The organism is Acinetobacter sp. V116_7 (genome assembly GCF_056735735.1).
The window spans coordinates 85167-102266 of sequence record NZ_JBWZIF010000013.1 but is presented as its reverse complement, the minus strand read 5'-3'; the positions used below and the strand labels follow the sequence as shown (position 1 = coordinate 102266).

General features: G+C 38.9%; 14 protein-coding genes. 6 read left to right on the top strand and 8 right to left on the bottom strand.

The features are described from left to right. The first annotated feature begins 7 nt into the window (after positions 1-7). Complete coding sequence (locus AC1PJP_RS04395) at positions 8-937, top strand: lipooligosaccharide outer core biosynthesis glycosyltransferase GtrOC6 (protein WP_151988955.1); 930 nt, start codon at positions 8-10, stop codon at positions 935-937. A 39-nt stretch (positions 938-976) separates the two neighbouring features. On the opposite strand, the gene AC1PJP_RS04390 is transcribed toward AC1PJP_RS04395, so the two are convergent. Further along, complete coding sequence (locus AC1PJP_RS04390; RefSeq protein ID WP_004789113.1) at positions 977-1195, bottom strand: hypothetical protein; 219 nt, start codon at positions 1193-1195, stop codon at positions 977-979. Positions 1196-1398: 203 nt separating this feature from the next. Here AC1PJP_RS04390 and AC1PJP_RS04385 point away from each other — a divergent pair, with 203 nt between their 5' ends. After that, the gene (locus AC1PJP_RS04385; RefSeq protein ID WP_282496444.1) at positions 1399-2427 is read left to right on the top strand and encodes a stealth conserved region 3 domain-containing protein; all 1029 of its coding nucleotides are present in this window, start codon (positions 1399-1401) and stop codon (positions 2425-2427) included. A gap of 64 nt (positions 2428-2491) precedes the next feature. Here the strand turns inward: AC1PJP_RS04385 and aspS are convergent, their stop codons facing one another. After that, entirely contained in the window at positions 2492-4276 is a 1785-nt protein-coding gene (gene aspS, locus AC1PJP_RS04380) for an aspartate--tRNA ligase (protein WP_004789117.1), read from the bottom strand. Between the two features lie 170 nt (positions 4277-4446). Then, on the bottom strand, positions 4447-5211 hold the full coding sequence (locus AC1PJP_RS04375) for a DUF4184 family protein (protein ID WP_282496445.1): 765 nt from the start codon (positions 5209-5211) through the stop codon (positions 4447-4449). A gap of 137 nt (positions 5212-5348) precedes the next feature. Between AC1PJP_RS04375 and znuD the strand changes: the two genes are divergently transcribed. Both znuD and AC1PJP_RS04365 read left to right on the top strand, forming a co-directional pair. After that, positions 5349-7424 (top strand): zinc piracy TonB-dependent receptor ZnuD, encoded by a 2076-nt coding sequence (gene znuD, locus AC1PJP_RS04370; protein WP_282496446.1) that lies wholly within the window; start codon positions 5349-5351, stop codon positions 7422-7424. A gap of 75 nt (positions 7425-7499) precedes the next feature. Further along, positions 7500-8963 carry a phospholipase D family protein gene (locus AC1PJP_RS04365; protein WP_282496447.1) on the top strand — a complete coding sequence of 488 codons (1464 nt, stop codon included), beginning with the start codon at positions 7500-7502 and terminating at the stop codon, positions 8961-8963. Between the two features lie 271 nt (positions 8964-9234). Here the strand turns inward: AC1PJP_RS04365 and AC1PJP_RS04360 are convergent, their stop codons facing one another. After that, positions 9235-9681: a hypothetical protein gene (locus AC1PJP_RS04360; RefSeq protein ID WP_004789125.1), complete on the bottom strand. Its 447-nt coding sequence runs from the start codon at positions 9679-9681 to the stop codon at positions 9235-9237. 164 nt (positions 9682-9845) lie between these two features. On the opposite strand from AC1PJP_RS04360, the gene AC1PJP_RS04355 reads away from it, so the two are divergent. After that, positions 9846-10229: an RcnB family protein gene (locus tag AC1PJP_RS04355; protein ID WP_004789127.1), complete on the top strand. Its 384-nt coding sequence runs from the start codon at positions 9846-9848 to the stop codon at positions 10227-10229. 48 nt (positions 10230-10277) lie between these two features. Here the strand turns inward: AC1PJP_RS04355 and AC1PJP_RS04350 are convergent, their stop codons facing one another. The 4 genes from AC1PJP_RS04350 to AC1PJP_RS04335 form a co-directional block, all read right to left on the bottom strand. Then, a complete protein-coding gene (locus AC1PJP_RS04350) occupies positions 10278-10760 on the bottom strand; it encodes a phosphate-starvation-inducible protein PsiE (RefSeq protein ID WP_004789131.1) in 483 nt (160 codons plus the stop codon). 120 nt (positions 10761-10880) lie between these two features. Further along, the gene (locus tag AC1PJP_RS04345; RefSeq protein WP_151826656.1) at positions 10881-12662 is read right to left on the bottom strand and encodes an acyl-CoA dehydrogenase C-terminal domain-containing protein; all 1782 of its coding nucleotides are present in this window, start codon (positions 12660-12662) and stop codon (positions 10881-10883) included. 167 nt (positions 12663-12829) lie between these two features. Continuing rightward, positions 12830-14632, bottom strand: a complete 1803-nt coding sequence (locus AC1PJP_RS04340) for an acyl-CoA dehydrogenase C-terminal domain-containing protein (RefSeq protein ID WP_282496448.1) — start codon at positions 14630-14632, stop codon at positions 12830-12832. Between the two features lie 289 nt (positions 14633-14921). Then, complete coding sequence (locus AC1PJP_RS04335; protein WP_282496449.1) at positions 14922-15299, bottom strand: hypothetical protein; 378 nt, start codon at positions 15297-15299, stop codon at positions 14922-14924. Positions 15300-15431: 132 nt separating this feature from the next. On the opposite strand from AC1PJP_RS04335, the gene baeS reads away from it, so the two are divergent. Continuing rightward, complete coding sequence (gene baeS, locus AC1PJP_RS04330; protein WP_049838143.1) at positions 15432-17090, top strand: sensor histidine kinase efflux regulator BaeS; 1659 nt, start codon at positions 15432-15434, stop codon at positions 17088-17090. Positions 17091-17100: the final 10 nt, after the last annotated feature.

Genomic DNA, 17100 nt, shown 5'->3' with positions numbered 1-17100 from the left:
TAATTTTATGACTAAGCAAAAAAATATTATTATTGGGTCAGCAACTGGATACAGCGCTGACCTCATTTCTTCTTTTGTATATTCTTTGGAAAAGACAGACTTTGATGGCATTTTGACTTTAATTATCTATAAAGAGCAAATGCCTGAGTTTGTTAATGCATTTTCAGATATCAAAAATTTTAAAATTGAATTTAAAGTTTCAACGATTGGGAAATTTAAATCGAAGTCAAAATACTCAGGTATTTACAAGTTTAAGTTTATAAAAAATATTCTTAAGAAAATTATTGGATTAACTGTAAATGAAGCAGTTCCTGATTCAAAAATAAAAGCACTTAAAATCACAGGCTATCCGCATGTGAGTCGCTTTTTTGAATATAAAGAAGTTGTAGAAAGTCATCCTGATGCTTCACATGTGCTGCTCAGCGATGTACGAGACGTTTTTTTTCAGGGTAATCCTTTTAAAGATCTCGGCAAAGGACTCTTTGTTGGTATGGAAAATCCAGATTATACGATAGGCACTGAACAATATAATCAAAAATGGATTATCGATGCCTATGGAGATAGTTTTTATAATAGTGCAAAAGATGAGCAGGTTTCGTGCTCAGGCGTCACAATTGGAGATATGAACTCGATTAAAGTCTATATTAATAAAATGATTGAAGAGTTCTGCAAACAACCATATCAAAAAATGTCTGAAAGAATTTATGATCAGGCAATGCACAATAAATTATTAATTACCAATGATTTAGCTGATGTAACTCGCTGTCAGCCATTTGAGTCTATTATTGTAACTCTTGGATTATATCCAATAGATCAAATTACGATTAATGATCAAGGTCTTATTATTAATCGTAACCAGAAGATCATTCCTATTGTCCATCAGCATGACAGACATCCGGAATTGATACAGTTATGCGATAACTATATTGGGAAATAAATTTTAGGATTATCTAAATTTTATGAGGGGAGGCGGATATTAATTTTTATCCGCATTTCCTTTTAAAACCATATAAATCAGCGCAACAAAAATAAGCAATGCACCTGCTAAGCTACTTACGCAGAAATAAAGAATACGTTGATTTGTAGTGATGTTAAATAATTCATTTGCAAGGATATAGCGCATGAAAAACCACTGCGCAAGAGAGAATACAATTACGATTAAAGCATGTCGACGTACATCAGGGCGCATTGCCATAATGAATCACCAAGGGAGAAAAAGTGGTGATATTATGCCATTTGCCCACTCTCATCTCAATAGAGTCTAAATTGCCTCAATTGTGTAGAAAAATTAAAATTATGAATAAATTGTGAATTTTTATTAACATTAATAAACCTTGAATTCCATTTTTTATCTGAGATTTTCTAGTAAATTTCTGTACTTATTTGGATATATGTTTAATGCAGCCTGTTGATTTTGTAATGATTTGGGTGGACTCAACCGATACGAAATGGCAGCAACAATACATATATTATAAATCTAAAGAAACTAAAACAAAGGCGGTTGAACTTGTTGATCAATGCCGCTATCGCGACTGGAATAATCTTCATTACTGGTTCCGATCTGTTGAGAAATTTTGCCCGTGGGTTAGAAAGATCCATCTGGTGACTTGTGGTCATTTCCCTGAATTTTTAGTCAAAAATCATCCTAAGTTAAATTTGGTCACACATGATCAAATCATGGAATCAAACTGTTTACCGACATTTAACTCGCATGCTATTGAAATCAATATTCATAAAATTGAGGGACTAGCAGAGCATTTTGTCTATTTTAATGATGATACTTTTATCAATAGGCCTTTAGAGCCTGAGTTCTTTTTTAGAAATGGTTTACCTTGTGATGGTGTGCGTTTACAGCCACTTATGGTTGTAGGTGAAGAGAACTTTCTAGGTGCCGTTGCCCTGACTGATGTTGCGATTATTAATAAGCACTTTGATAAGCGAAGATTACTCCATAAAAATCCCTATGCACTTTTTAACTATCGCTATTCTATGAGTAGTAATTTGGGTAATTTTTTAAGTTTATATAATCGAAAATTTTCAAGTTTTTATAGTACTCATTTGCCTCAACCTTTTTTGAAATCAGTATTTGAAGAAGTTTGGAAAACTGAAGAAGCTTATTTAAAAGAAGTATCAAGTCATCGATTTAGACAGCCTTTAGACGTTAATCAGTATCTGTTTCGATTGTGGCAGTTGTGCTCATCCCGTTTTTATCCTGTCAATATATTTGAGCGTGGACAAAACTTTAACTTAAGGCTACAAAATCTTCCTGAAATTAATCAGGTTATTAAGAATGAACAACTTCCACAAATTTGTCTAAATGACGATGAACACGTGGTCGATTTTGAAAAGCTTAAAATAGAAATCATTCAAATTTTTGATCAAAAATTTAAAACGCTCTCAAGTTTTGAAAAAGAAATATCCCATTAAAATTTGAAAATTAATAAATAAAAAACCCTGCATAAGCAGGGTTTTTAATTTGAAAATCTAAAAATTATTTAGATTCTTCAGCTTTTGGCTTTTCACGTAAGCGGATACCCAAGTCACGAAGCTGATTTGCTTCAACAGGAGCAGGTGCTTGAGTAAGTGGACATTCAGCAGTCTTCGTTTTAGGGAATGCAATAACGTCACGAATAGAAGTCGCGCCAGTCATTAACATCACTAAACGGTCAAGACCAAATGCCAAACCACCGTGAGGAGGAGCACCGTAACGAAGTGCATTTAATAAGAAGCTGAATTTCTCTTCTGCTTCTTCATCAGAAATACCAAGCGCTTCGAAAATCGCTTTTTGCATTTCTAATGTATAAATACGTAGAGAACCACCACCAACTTCAGTACCGTTCAATACCATGTCGTAAGCAACAGAAAGTGCTTCACCTGGATTGCTCTTCACTTCTTCTACACTTGATTTTGGTAGAGTGAATGGATGGTGAACAGAAGTCCATTTGCCATCGTCAGTTTCTTCAAACATTGGGAAATCAACAACCCAAAGTGGAGCCCACTCACAAGTTGCAAGATTCAAATCATGGCCAATCTTCACACGAAGTGCGCCCATTGCATCATTTACAACTTTAGCTTTATCAGCGCCAAAGAATACGATATCGCCATCTTGTGCACCAACACGTGCCAACAATTCAAGTACGATCGGTTCAATGAATTTCACGATTGGAGATTGAAGGCCTTCAATTCCTTTAGCGAGTTCATTAACTTTGATGTAAGCCAAACCTTTTGCACCATAGATGCCAACAAATTTGGTGTATTCATCGATTGCACTACGTGGCAATGACGCTGCACCTGGAACACGTAAAGCAACAATACGGCCTTTAGGATCTTTTGCAGGACCCGCAAATACTTTGAACTCTACTTCTTGCATTAAATCTGCAACGTCAACGAGTTTCAACGGAATACGCATATCAGGTTTGTCTGATGCATAGTCACGCATTGCATCTGCGTAAGTCATACGTTGGAATTTATCGAATTTAACGCCAAGAAGTTCATCGAACATCTTCACAGTAAGGACTTCCATTAAGTCCATAATGTCATCGTCACTCATGAACGATGTTTCAACGTCGATTTGAGTAAATTCTGGTTGACGATCAGCACGTAAGTCTTCGTCGCGGAAACATTTCGCGATTTGGTAGTAACGATCAATACCACCCACCATCAACAATTGTTTGAATAATTGTGGTGATTGTGGAAGTGCATAGAAACTGCCATTTTGTACACGACTTGGTACTAAGTAGTCACGCGCACCTTCAGGAGTTGCACGTGTCAAAATAGGTGTTTCAACGTCTAAGAAACCATTATCTTCGAAATAGTTACGAATAAGATTGGTCAATTTAGAACGGAAGCGTAAACGATCCAACATTTCAGGACGACGAATATCTAAGAAACGATATTTCAAACGAATTTCTTCAGAAATATTGGTATTTTCATCATTTAAAGGGAATGGAGGTGTTTCTGAAGCGGCAAGAACTTCGATGTCTTTACCTAAAACTTCAATTTGACCACTCACCATGTTGGCATTTTCAGTACCTTCATAACGGCGACGAACACGACCTGTAATTTTTAATACATATTCAGAACGTGCTTTATCTGCAGTTGCAAATGCTTCTGGAGTATCTGGGTCAATAACCACTTGAACGAGGCCATCACGGTCACGCATATCAAGGAAAATAACACCGCCATGGTCACGGCGACGATGTACCCAACCGCATAGTGTAACGGTTTGGTCGATTTGGGCTTCAGTTAAAGAGCCACAGTAATGAGTTCGCATCATGATGAAAAATATCCAAACTATATTGGCTGAAAAGACGGATGCGTAAACCGCGCACCGTCAAAAAAATAAGTTTTCGATTATGCCCTGTTGCATGGTTTGCCACAAGAACTAGATCAAAAAACCGCGGAAATTAACCTGAAAATGAGCAATTTGGCAGCAAATTTTCTGATTCATCCCATTCTTTGTTGCCGATCTAAAAACAAGAATAATAAGCATCCTAAGCTAAAGGTACTTAACCAACCTTGCATAAACTCGTTGATAGAACGGCCTGTAAAATAATAGGTATCGGCATGCCAAACTTCATGGGGGATGTAGCGTGCATAATCCCAAAATGAAAATAAGCCTAAGACTGTAGATAGAATAAACAGAGACCACGCGAAAAATTTAATTTTTTTACTTACTTTCCAGTGTTGTTTGTAGCGCTGGTAATAGTGAATACCCATCCAACCAAGAAAAGGTAAGGCAAGAGCAGAGGAGCCAAGTTGTAAAAGACGATGCAAAGGGTAGGGATGACCAAAAAGATGAATAGTTGTCGCTAAAACATCTTTAAATACAAACGTTCGAAAATCTGAATGTGTTAAACCATCCCAAATCAGATGAGTTGCTATACCGACAATGAGTGCAAATATAACTCCAATAAAAAATATAAAAATAAGTTTTAAAGAGCTGAGGCCAAGATCATGTTGCACACCAAAAAAACGGTATACCACTGGACGATAAAGAAAATACCAAACTGCACAAAAGACGAGGCCTAATGCAAGATTGGGATAAATCAGACCTTTCCATTGGTGCGTTAGCATGCTGGACTGAACTGTAAATAAGCGGTAAAGATCGGGTGTCATACTCCCAATGGCTAACGCGGCAATTGGTAAAGTGTTTTGGCTAAGTTTGGATAGAGGAGGAGCTATAACGGCATGAGAGATGGTAAAAGGCATTAGAAATCAAAAATTACTCACATCATTTAGTTGACCAGTCTAACGAATCGTCGAATCAGAAATGTTTTTTATTGCAAAACAAACGAAATGTTATAATATAACAAAAATAAAACATATCGTGATCCGGGACACATCCAATGCAGTTTTATAAAAATATTTTGACCTTATCCATTTTAGCTGTCATATCCGTTCCTTCGTTTGCAGCAGAAAGTGAAAATGTTGAAAAGTTAGAAACTATTCGAATTAAGGCTCATCCACTTGAGCAAACTTCACAAGATTTTGCGGTTGCAGATACTGTTGTTGATCAAAAGCATTTATCGCAAGGGGCCGCCACCATTGGGGATGCGCTGAATAGTGAAGTCGGAATCTACGCTAATCAGTTTGGGGCTGGTTCGAGTCGACCAGTGATTCGTGGGCAAGATGGACCACGCGTTAAAGTACTCCAAAATTCATCAGAAAATATTGATGTTTCGACCTTGTCTCCTGACCATGCGGTAACTGTAGATCCTGTACTTGCGAAGCAAGTCGAAGTGATTCGAGGCCCTTCAACTTTACTGTTTGGTGCTGGAACTGTTGGTGGTTTAGTCAACGTAATTGATAACAAGATCCCTACGCAAATGCCTGAAAACGGTTATGAAGGACAAGTTGGCTTACGTTATAACACTGGAAGTGATGAAAAACTGGCGAGCGCTGGAGTAACTGTTGGCTTGGGTAGCCAAGTTGCTTTACGTGTTGAGGGGTTAACACGTGATGCGAATAACTACATTGCGCCAAATTATATTCATGAAGGTGAAAAAGAGCGCCGTGTAGACAATACCTTTGCTCAGGGCGATTCAGTTAATGTCGGATTGTCTTGGATTTATGACCGTGGTTATACGGGTATTTCTTATAGCAACCGTCGCGATCAATATGGCTTACCAGGGCATAGTCATGAATACGAAAGTTGTAGCGCTCATTTAACAGGAACACCACATTTGCATTGTGGAGACCATGAGCATGAAGATGGTGAAGAAGCTCATGATCATGGACAAGAAGCTCATGATCACGAACATGGCGGTCCATGGATTGACTTAAAATCTGAGCGTTATGATTTTAAAACTGAGTTAAATGATCCATTTGCAGGCTTCCAAAAGTTACGTGCACAAGCGAGCTATACCGACTATCAACATGACGAAATTGAAGAGGGAGCAATTGCAACCCGATTCCAAAACAAAGGCTATGACGGGCGTGTTGAGTTAGTACATAACCCAATTGCAAGTTGGGAAGGAGTGATCGGTGCACAGTTAGGTCAGCAAAAACTGAATTTAACTGGCGAAGAAGCCTTTATGGCACCGACCACTACCAAGAAGTGGAGTGTATTTGCTTTAGAACATAAGCAATGGAAAGACGTACACTTTGAGCTTTCTGCACGTGCAGATCAGCAAGAAGTTGATGTAGACGATAACTCTAAACAAGATTTTGATGGCTCTGCATTTTCTTACGCAGGTGCTGCGAATTGGGAGTTTGCACCGAACTACAAACTTTCTTTTGTCGCTTCACATCAGGAACGTTTACCTTTAGCTCAAGAGTTATATGCAAATGGTGGACACTTTGCGACAAATACTTATGAGTTAGGAAATGATCAACTCAGTAAGGAAAAATCCAATAATGTTGAGTTAGGTTTGCATTTTGATAATAACAAACTTGATTACCATCTTCATGTTTACCATAACTGGTTTGATGACTACATCTATGCACAAACCCTTGACCGTTATAAAGACTTCCGTTTAGTCCAATACACTCAAGATAAAGCACGCTTCTATGGTGCAGAGGGTGAAATTGGTTATCAAATTACCCCAATGTATAAGATCAGTGCTTTTGGTGATTATGTACGCGGTAAAATTGATGCAGAAGGTAATGCCCCGCGTATTCCAGCAGGACGTTTAGGTACTAAAGTCGACGCAGATTTTGGTGATGGTTTTAGTGGTTCTGCTGAGTATTATCATGTCTTTAACCAAGACAAGATCGCAGCTTACGAGACCGAAACTGAAGGCTATAACATGCTTAATCTTGGGGTGGCATATTCTGGACAATATGGTGCAAAAACAGATTATCGTGTTTATATGAAAGCGAATAACTTGTTAGATGACACGGTTTATCAACATGCATCTTTCTTATCAAATATTCCACAAGTTGGACGCAATTTTACGGTAGGTGTTGATTTTAGTTTTTAAGGCTTTAACACGAAACTAAACTTGAAAAATCAATCCAAAAGACCTAATTTGAAAGCATCAAGTTAGGTCTTTTTTATGCGTATTTTTCAACGAATTCATCAAAAAATAAATTGGTCAGGGCGTCGTTATATGGCGATATTACTTTGCGTTGTTGCTATTGCATATATTGCATCGGCAATTTATCACACAGTAAAACCATTGCCGCAAGGGATTAACTTTAGTGGCAAGCTTAGACATGCCGATGTCAAATTTTTAGCAGATAAAACCTACCTTGATGCAAAAGGGCAACAGCAGGTTGATCAGCACATCTTTGATGAAATCTTGAAAATGATTGATGAGGCAAAAACCACGGTTGTGGTCGATATGTTCTTGTTTAATTCAGAAGTGGGTGACTCAAAACTAAAGCAAAGGCCATTAATGCAAGAGTTAACCAATGCATTAGTCAGTAAAAAAAGACAAAATCGCCAAATCCAGATTGTATTAATTACTGACCCGATTAACTCAGTATATGGTGGTTTAAGCCCTGAACATTACCGCCAGTTACGTCAAGCGGGTGTTGATGTGATTGAAACCAATTTAGCTCCTTTAAGAGCTTCTAATCCATTCTGGTCAGGCTTATGGTATATCTGCTGTCAGAATGTTGGAAATAACCCTGAGAAAGGCTGGTTACCAAATCCATTCGGTGATGAAAAAATTACACTGCGCAGTTATTTGAACTTATTTAACTTTAAGGCGAATCACCGTAAAACTGTAGTCGTCGATACCGATGCAGGTTGGAAGTCACTAGTGACTTCAGCAAATCCGCATGATGGTAGTTCTAGACACTCAAATGTTGCATTAGTTGTAATAGGAGCGACAGCCGCAGATGTTTTACAATCTGAAGCCGTGGTTGCGCGAATGTCAGGCAGTAGTTCTCCATCGCTCATTTTAGGTGACTTTGAAAAAGACGTAACCAAACCTCAAGTTCAAGTGTTAACTGAAGGTGCGATTTATCAATCTGTATTGAAATTGATTAACTCAGCTAAGCCTAAAGAGCAGCTTGATTTAAGTATGTTCTATTTATCTGAACGCAAGATTATTCAGGCTCTAAAAAGTGCTCAAAATAGAGGGGTTATTGTCCGAGTTTTACTTGATCCAAATAAAGATGCATTTGGCCGACAAAAGAATGGTATACCAAACCGTCAGGTAGCTTCAGAGCTACATGCTGCGGGAATTCCAATCCGTTGGTGTGACACGCGTGGTGAGCAGAACCATAGCAAAATGATTTTGAAATATAACGCCCAACACGCTGAATTAATTGTAGGATCTGCTAATTTTACAGCCCGTAATTTAAAAAATTACAACCTTGAAACGGATATGTTGGTCATTGGCAAAGTTCAAGATCAAGTCTTTAAAGATGCGCAAGATTACTTCAATACCTCTTGGTCAAACCTACAAGGTAGACAAATGAGCGTCGATTACGCGAAGTATGCAGATGAGTCTAAAGTAAAGTATTGGATTTATCGTTTTATGGAATGGTCAGGTTTGTCGACTTTCTAAGCCTAACTTTATATAAAGCTTGAGGCTCTATCTTCACGACGGAGCCTTAATTAGTTTGATTCTAAACTTGGAGCTTATTTATTGCCGTGATTTTGTACAAAATTGGCAAGGTGATTAGCGACATGGATGTCGCCGTTTCACTGTGTTGCAGGGAAGCAACATCAGTGAAACAAAGGTTTTTGTCACTTTTGACCTCTCAAAAGTGAGGCATTAGCCTGTACAAAAGACATTAGAACATCACTGTAAGTAAAGGCTGTGCCATAAGTCCGATTTAAGGCGCTGGAGGAATCAACTGATCTAAAGTCTTATCATCTAACTTTTCTAATTCACTCAAATCAGTCTTAATTTTCCACTGCGACTCATCATCTACAGGATTTGGTAAACGAGCCTCAAGCCAGTCACAGACCACATCTGGGTTAAATTCAGGATGGTTACACTGAATAATCCACGATAAAAAGTCTTTCGCTTCACCGTTCATGTATGGCGGTGGAGAAACAGGGAAGAATAAAGTCGGTAGACGTTCATTCGTCGATAAATAGTTTAAAACATGTCCTAATTCTTGAACTGTTTGCCATGCTAGCGGATGTTCTACATCAATACTGAACTTAAACCACCAAGCATGTTCGCCGTCTGCTCCATGAGCCATGATACGGGCTTCTTGTACAGTTGGAACTTTGCAAAAAAATTGATGAAGACGTTCAAAACTGATTTCAGACACAGCAATTGACCTAGTTTGAAAAATGGTAATGGTAGCACAGATACAGATTCTTCATATTTTCTTTATAGTCATTACAAACAATATCAATCAAAGCTGTTTTATTCATGGTTTCTCCTTGACTCTCTTTTAATCTAGCTCCAGATCAAGATAAAAGGAAATAGGTCATGAAAAAGCCAATCGTTCTTGTACTTTCAACATTAATGTTGGGTATGTCAGCTACTGCGATGGCCGATACAAGTCATCGTTGGGACAATAATCATGGTAAAAACTATGATCGATATGAGCATCGTGATGACCGCCGTCATGACTATCGAAATGATCATCGTGCTCCACAGTGGTCAAATGCCGATCGCGGTAAGCACTATGGCCGATATGTAGCATTTAAACGTGGCGATCGTGTTCCAGCAGAATACCGCAATAGTCGCTATTATGTTTCAGACTGGAGATCGCATCGTTTGTATGAGCCACCACGTGGATACCGTTGGGTTAAAACACCGAATCAATATTTACTCGTAGACTCAAAACACCAAATTTATCGTGTCCGTTAATTTTGAAATATAGAATATATAAATGGCCTCAATATTGAGGCCATTTTTTTATGCTAATTCATCATCTTGAGGCTGAGGGGGCTTTAAAGGCGTTGGTGTTTTTGCATGTTTCTCTTTCATCACTGAAGGATAATTCCAGGATGCAAAACGAACAACTAAGATAGAAAGGGCTAAAATAAGAATTGAGCCTGTAATAATGACTTGGTCCATATCCGCTTTATGGTCATGTTGGATATCTGAAATGAGTAGACGGGTTAATGCCGTAATCGCAACATAAATAAGAAAGCGTACTGGCATATGATTGGTTTTAAAGTAAATCCCAACCATTGCTCCAAGTTCTAAGTATATAAATAATAATAAAATATCATCAATTGAAGCATACTTTTTGACTGTCAAAATTTCAAAAACAGTATTGGCTGCGGACCACGCCACCATACAGCCAATAATAAACAGGGCTAAATAATGAAAAGCTTCAACGGCATAATGACCAAATCGGTCCAGAATACGCTCATACTTTTTGGGATCAGGCATAGTAAAATCTTTTGTTTGCTTCGTAATGTTTAGAAATTAAACAAATTTCATGCCAATTGAAATAGTAGATACAAAATAAAAAACGCCTGATTTTTCAGGCGTTTTTTATAAAGAACTTAATTAAGCTTGGTTCGTAAAGTAATCTTCACTAAAGCCCATAATTAAGTCAGAACCTGCTTTGATTTTAGCAATACGCGCATCAATATCTGGCAAGATACGTTCAACAAAGTATTGAGCTAAAGCAAGTTTGTTTTGATAGAAGTCACCAGACTTATCTTTTGCTGCCGCTGCAATTTTTGCAAACATATAAGCGAAGCTGAGTAAGCCAACTGCATGTAGATAATCAACAGCAGCAGCATTCGGGAAGTCTACGTTTTCAGCAGCTTGTTCAATAATAAACTGAGTGATTGCTTCGATTTCAGTTGCAGCATCTAAAGTTGCATCTTTAATGAAGTTCAAATCGGTGTCTAGGTCATTTGCAAAGTCACGAATTTCAGTGATGTATTCAGCAATGAATGCACCGCCACATTTAATGGTTTTACGACCAATTAAATCTTGAGACTGAACACCGTTCGTTCCTTCGTAGATTTGAGCAATACGAAGATCACGAATACATTGTTCCATGCCCCATTCACGAATATAACCGTGACCACCGAACACCATCTGAGCATCTAAAGTTGCTTGGAATGCGGTATCTGTGAGGTAAGCTTTAGCAATTGGTGTTAAAAGCGCAACGCGATTATTGGCTTTTTTCACAGCTTCAGCATCAGTTGAGAATTTAGTGATATCGAGCTGTTGACCAACATAGACTGCAAAAGCACGTGATGCTTCATTGTTTGCACGTACGTTTAACAACATACGGCGAACATCGCCATGGACTAAAATGCTGTCAGCAGGTTTATTTGGTGATTGAACACCAGCTGCACTACGACCTTGTAAGCGGTCGGTCGCATATTGCGCTGCATTTTGGTAAGCAAATTCAGATGCGCCTAAACCTTGGATACCCATTGATAAACGTTCGTAGTTCATCATGACAAACATGGCAGCAAGACCTTCGTTTTCTTTACCAACAAGGTAACCTTTTGCTGCATCAAAGTTCATCACACAAGTTGCAGACGCTTTAATCCCCATTTTATGTTCAATAGAACCTGGGCCAACGAGGTTGCGTTCACCTAATGAACCATCTTCGTTTACCAAATACTTTGGCACGATGAACAAAGAAATACCGCGTGAACCCGCAGGAGCATCTGGCGTTTTAGCAAGTACTAAATGAATAATGTTTTCTGCTAAATCGTTGTCACCGCCAGTGATAAAGATTTTAGTACCTGTGATGTTATAAGTACCATCTTCATTAGGTTCTGCTTTGGTTTTAATAATACCTAAGTCAGTACCTGCATGTGGCTCGGTTAAGCACATCGTACCCGACCATTCACCTGAATAAATCTTTGGTAAGTAAGTTTCTTTTTGTTCTTGAGATGCATAGCTGTTTAAAGCCATACCTGCACCCACAGAAAGAAGCGGGTAGAGCATGAATGATGGGTTAGTTGCAAATAACATTTCATCAGAAAGAACGGTGAGCATTTTTGGCATGCCTTGACCGCCCCATTCTTCATCGGCACCTAAGCCAATCCAACCACCTTCTGCATATTGACGGAATGCATCTTTAAAACCAGCTGGTGTGAACACCTCGCCGTTTTCATAGCGAGCGCCTTCTTCATCACCGGTACGGTTTAATGGATGAGTCACGTTCTGAGCAAATTTAGCCATTTCTTCTAAAATTGCTTCAGCTGTTGCAGCATCTACATGAGCGAGTTTCTCATTAGACTGCCAAAATTGTTCTGCTTTAAATACATCATTTAAGATGAATTTCATATCAGCTAAAGGAGCATTGTAAATTGGCATAATCGTTCACCTTTTTTGTGCACATTGGCCTGTGCTAGATATCCTGTAAAACGAAATGGATATGGAATTTAAAGTGTAAATTTATCATTGATTTTATAAAAAAAGGACCGTCAAAACTGAGCAGTCCTTTTTTGTTTTTTAACATTGCATATCGCAACTAACTATGGTTAGAAAGCGAAATGTTCAGCGTCTAATGACATCAATGGATCTAGACCACCTGCAATCACGTCTACATGAGAACGTACGCGTGGCAAGATTTTCTTGAAGTAGAAGCGAGCAGTTGTAACTTTCGCGTTATAGAAATCAACATCGGTCGTACCTCCTGCTAATTTCTCTTGTGCAACAAGTGCCATACGAGCCCATAGATACGCTAAAGTGATATAACCTGAGAAGTAGAGGTAATCTACAGCAGCAGCGCCTACTTCATCTGGGTTTTGCATTGCGCGCATACCAATTTGCATAGTGAGATCGCCCCATTCTTTGTTAAGAGCTGCAAGCGGCTCAACAAATTCTTTCATGGCAGCGTTGTCTTTATTTGCTTCAACAAATTTGTGAACAATTTTGGTAAAGTCTTTTAGCATTGCGCCTTGAGTTTGCAATACTTTACGGCCTAACAAATCAAGTGCTTGAATTTCGGTTGTACCTTCATACAAACATGAAATACGTGTATCACGTACGATTTGTTCCATGCCATGCTCAGAAATAAAGCCATGACCACCGAAGACTTGAACACCGTGCTTAGCAGACTCAGAACCTGTTTCAGTTAAGAATGCTTTTGCAATTGGAGTCAATAAAGACAAGATGTTGTCAGCAAACTTACGCTCTTCTTCTGTTTCGCCTTTTTCAACGATGTCAGCATATTGAGCAAGTAAGTAAACAAGTGCACGACCGCCTTCAGCAAATGCTTTTTGAGTTAAAAGCATGTTACGAACAGCAGGGTGAACGATAATTGGGTCTGCATCTTTTTCTGGAGCTTTAGGACCAGAAAGCGAACGCATTGCTAAACGTTCTTTTGCGTAAGTTAACGCACCTTGGAAAGATGATTCAGATGCTGCTAAACCTTGAACCGCAGTGCCAATACGTGCTGTGTTCATGAAGGTAAACATACAGTTCAAACCACGGTTTTCAGGTCCGATCAAGTAACCTTTAGCTTGGTCAAAGTTAATGACACAAGTCGCGTTACCATGAATACCCATTTTGTGCTCGATAGAACCACAACGAACCGCATTACGCTCGCCCACAGTACCATCTGCATTTACATGGAATTTAGGAACGATGAATAATGAGATACCTTTGGTACCTTTTGGCGCACCTGGTAAACGAGCAAGAACGATATGGATGATGTTTTCAGCCATGTCATGTTCACCAGCAGAGATAAAGATTTTCTCGCCAGAAATTGCATAGCTACCGTCAGCATTTGGTTCTGCTTTAGAACGGATAATACCTAAGTCAGAACCTGCATGAGATTCAGTTAAGCACATCGTACCTGTCCAAACACCTGAAACAAGGTTTGGTAAATAAGTATTTTTTTGTTCATCAGAACCATGATGTTCTAATGTACGTACAGCTCCGTGAGACAAGCCAGGGTACATACCCCAAGACCAGTTTGCTGTACCAACCATTTCAGAAATTGCAATACCTAAAGAGTTAGGTAAAGCCTGACCACCGTATTGTTCTTCTGCTGATAAAGACGGAAAGCCAAGTTCAATATATTTTTGATAAGCTTCTTTAAAGCCTGTTGGAGTGGTAACTACGCCATCATTCCAAGTACAACCTTCACGGTCGCCAACTTGGTTTAAAGGAGAAAGTTCATTTTCACAAAAGTCTGCCGCAGCTTCTAAATATTGATCAACCAATTCACGGCTTACGTTACCTTGGAAATCAGGTAATTTTGCATAGTGTTCTTCAGCATTTAATAATTCATGCAAAACGAATTGCATATCACGTAAGGGCGCTTTGTATTGTGGCATATCGGGTTCCTCAATACTGGTGAAACCAGAGTTATAATCTTAATCTATGAGAATGTGCCATGAGGCACCTTGGACTATTATATCGTGCAACAACTTGCATAACTGCACAAGCACCTCAGGACCTTTACTTTGTGACTGCAAAGTCAAGAAAAAAATGCTTAAACTAGCTAAGTGCTTTGAGTGTAAACACTTTTGGTTATGTTTATATGATACAAATAGTCAAAATCGTAAACAGTTATGTATAAACAAAAGGCGCCTATAGGCGCCTTTTGTTTCATGATTTTTAGAATTATTTTGCTTGAGCTGATGCAGGAGCAGGGGCGTTAACTGGTGGTTGAGGGCGCTTTGGTTCAAAACGAAGGTTACAAGTACCTTCAAGTGTCTTATCTCCAATTTGAACATTTACTGCTTGTCCGTTGGCCTTACCATCACATGCTTTTTGGATTTGTTCAAAGCGAGCTTGACGTTCTGCACGGTGCTGTTCCCATGCTGCTTTTTGTTCTGGTGTGAACTCACGATGTTTCATACGGTGGTGGCCTTCACGTGGGCCATCTTGCATCATGCCACGCTCTGGCTTTGGTGGTTGAGTCGTCGATTGACACGCCGCTAAACTTCCCATTGTTACAATTGCCGCACTGAATAATGCAATTTTTGCCGTCATTTTCATATTTAAAGCCTTTTAATGTTGTGTTTACTGATCGCTTAAAGATTAGATAATAAAGATGTAGAAACAATGGAGAGTTTTTCTTTTCGTTGTTGGTTACAATGCGAAATATAGGGTAAAAATGAGAGAGTGCTTTTGAACGTTCTACGTGTTCCCATTGCATTACGGTTGTTTTTGACAGTCTTGCTCACCACATTGCTTATTGCGACTGCAAGTTTGAGCGTTTTGCACTGGACAATGCAAAAGAACTTTGCCAAATATGTGGCTGACGTTGAAATGCAGAAGCTTGACCGACTCATTACCAATCTAGGCGATGTCTATACGGTGTACCATGATTGGGGGAATGCGATTCAGGCACAGATTTTACAAATTGAAGGAACCGCTGCTCCTGACGACTACGATCGTCTCTCGCAGTGGTGGCTTCGTCGTCAATATGACATTGCCATACAACAGCATTCTTTCGATGAACATGCCCTTATTAATATTTCACCGCAAGTTGCACCGACAAATAAAAATACTATTTTTAGCGATGAAGAGTTAAGAACGCTTGAGCAAAATTTACCTTCTCAATATCAACCCTTTGAAGGATTAAGATTCCCCTTAAGCGCAAACCAATTTCGCCCAAGTGATGATAAAAATAAATCAAAGAAAGGGAGCTTAAAAGATATTGAAACTCAAAATGGTAAGAAGCGTTTTATTGCTTTGCCTGACCGTTTAGGTTTGAGTTCCCGTTTATCTTTGTATGATGCACGTCACCAGTTTGTTGTAGGTGAGCCGCCTTCTTCAGATCAGATGTCATTTCGCCCGATTATCTTAAATAATCAAGTGGTTGGATATTTAGGTTTAAAACCTGTTCTAGATAAAGAAGATGCTTTGAGTATTAATTTTTTTAGTAACCAAAAGCGCTATTTACTCTTAATTTATGCTTTAACCTTACTTTCAAGTTTAGTTGCAGCGCTATTGATGGCGACTTATTTTAAAAAGCCGATTCAGCGTTTATTAAATGCAACCAATGAATTAACGAAAGGAAATTATCAACATCAAGTTGTTATTAAACGAAATGACGAGTTGGGCGATTTATCAACTCAATTGAACCATTTAGCAGAAATTTTACATCAGCATGAAGAGTCGCGACGTCAATGGGTGGCAGATACTTCTCATGAGCTAAAAACGCCGTTGGCTGTATTACAAGCACAAATTGAAGCGATGCAAGACGGGATTCGAAAAGCAACCCCTGAACATTTAGATGCGATGATGCGTCAGGTTTCAAGTCTGAAAAAATTGACCCAAGACCTTGCAGACTTGGCACAGGCAGATGCCCAGCAGCTTAAGTGTTATTTGAGTTCTGTTAATCCATGGGAAGTGGTATTACAGGAAGTAGAAAACTTTAAACCTAAACTTGAGCAGGCTGGTCTCGAAATTCAGGTTGAAGGAACAAGTTCTCCGCTATTATTAGACCGTGATCGGTTTAAACAGATTATTGTTAATTTAATTAGTAATAGTATTCGTTACACAGAAACAGGTGGCAAAATCCATATTCATACAGCTCAAACTCCGCAGGAGTGGACTTTGTATGTTGATGACAGCCCATTTGGTTTAAACGATGAGCAGTTATCTCGTTTAGGTGAACGTTTCTATCGCGTAGATGATTCGCGTACGCGTAGTACAGGTGGAACAGGGCTAGGCTTGGCTTTGTCTTGTAAAATTGCGCAGGCGCTTGGTGGTACACTCAGTTTTGAACATTCACCGTTAGGTGGTTTACGTTGTGTGCTCACTTTTAAAAAGCAGAGTTAAATATAAAAGG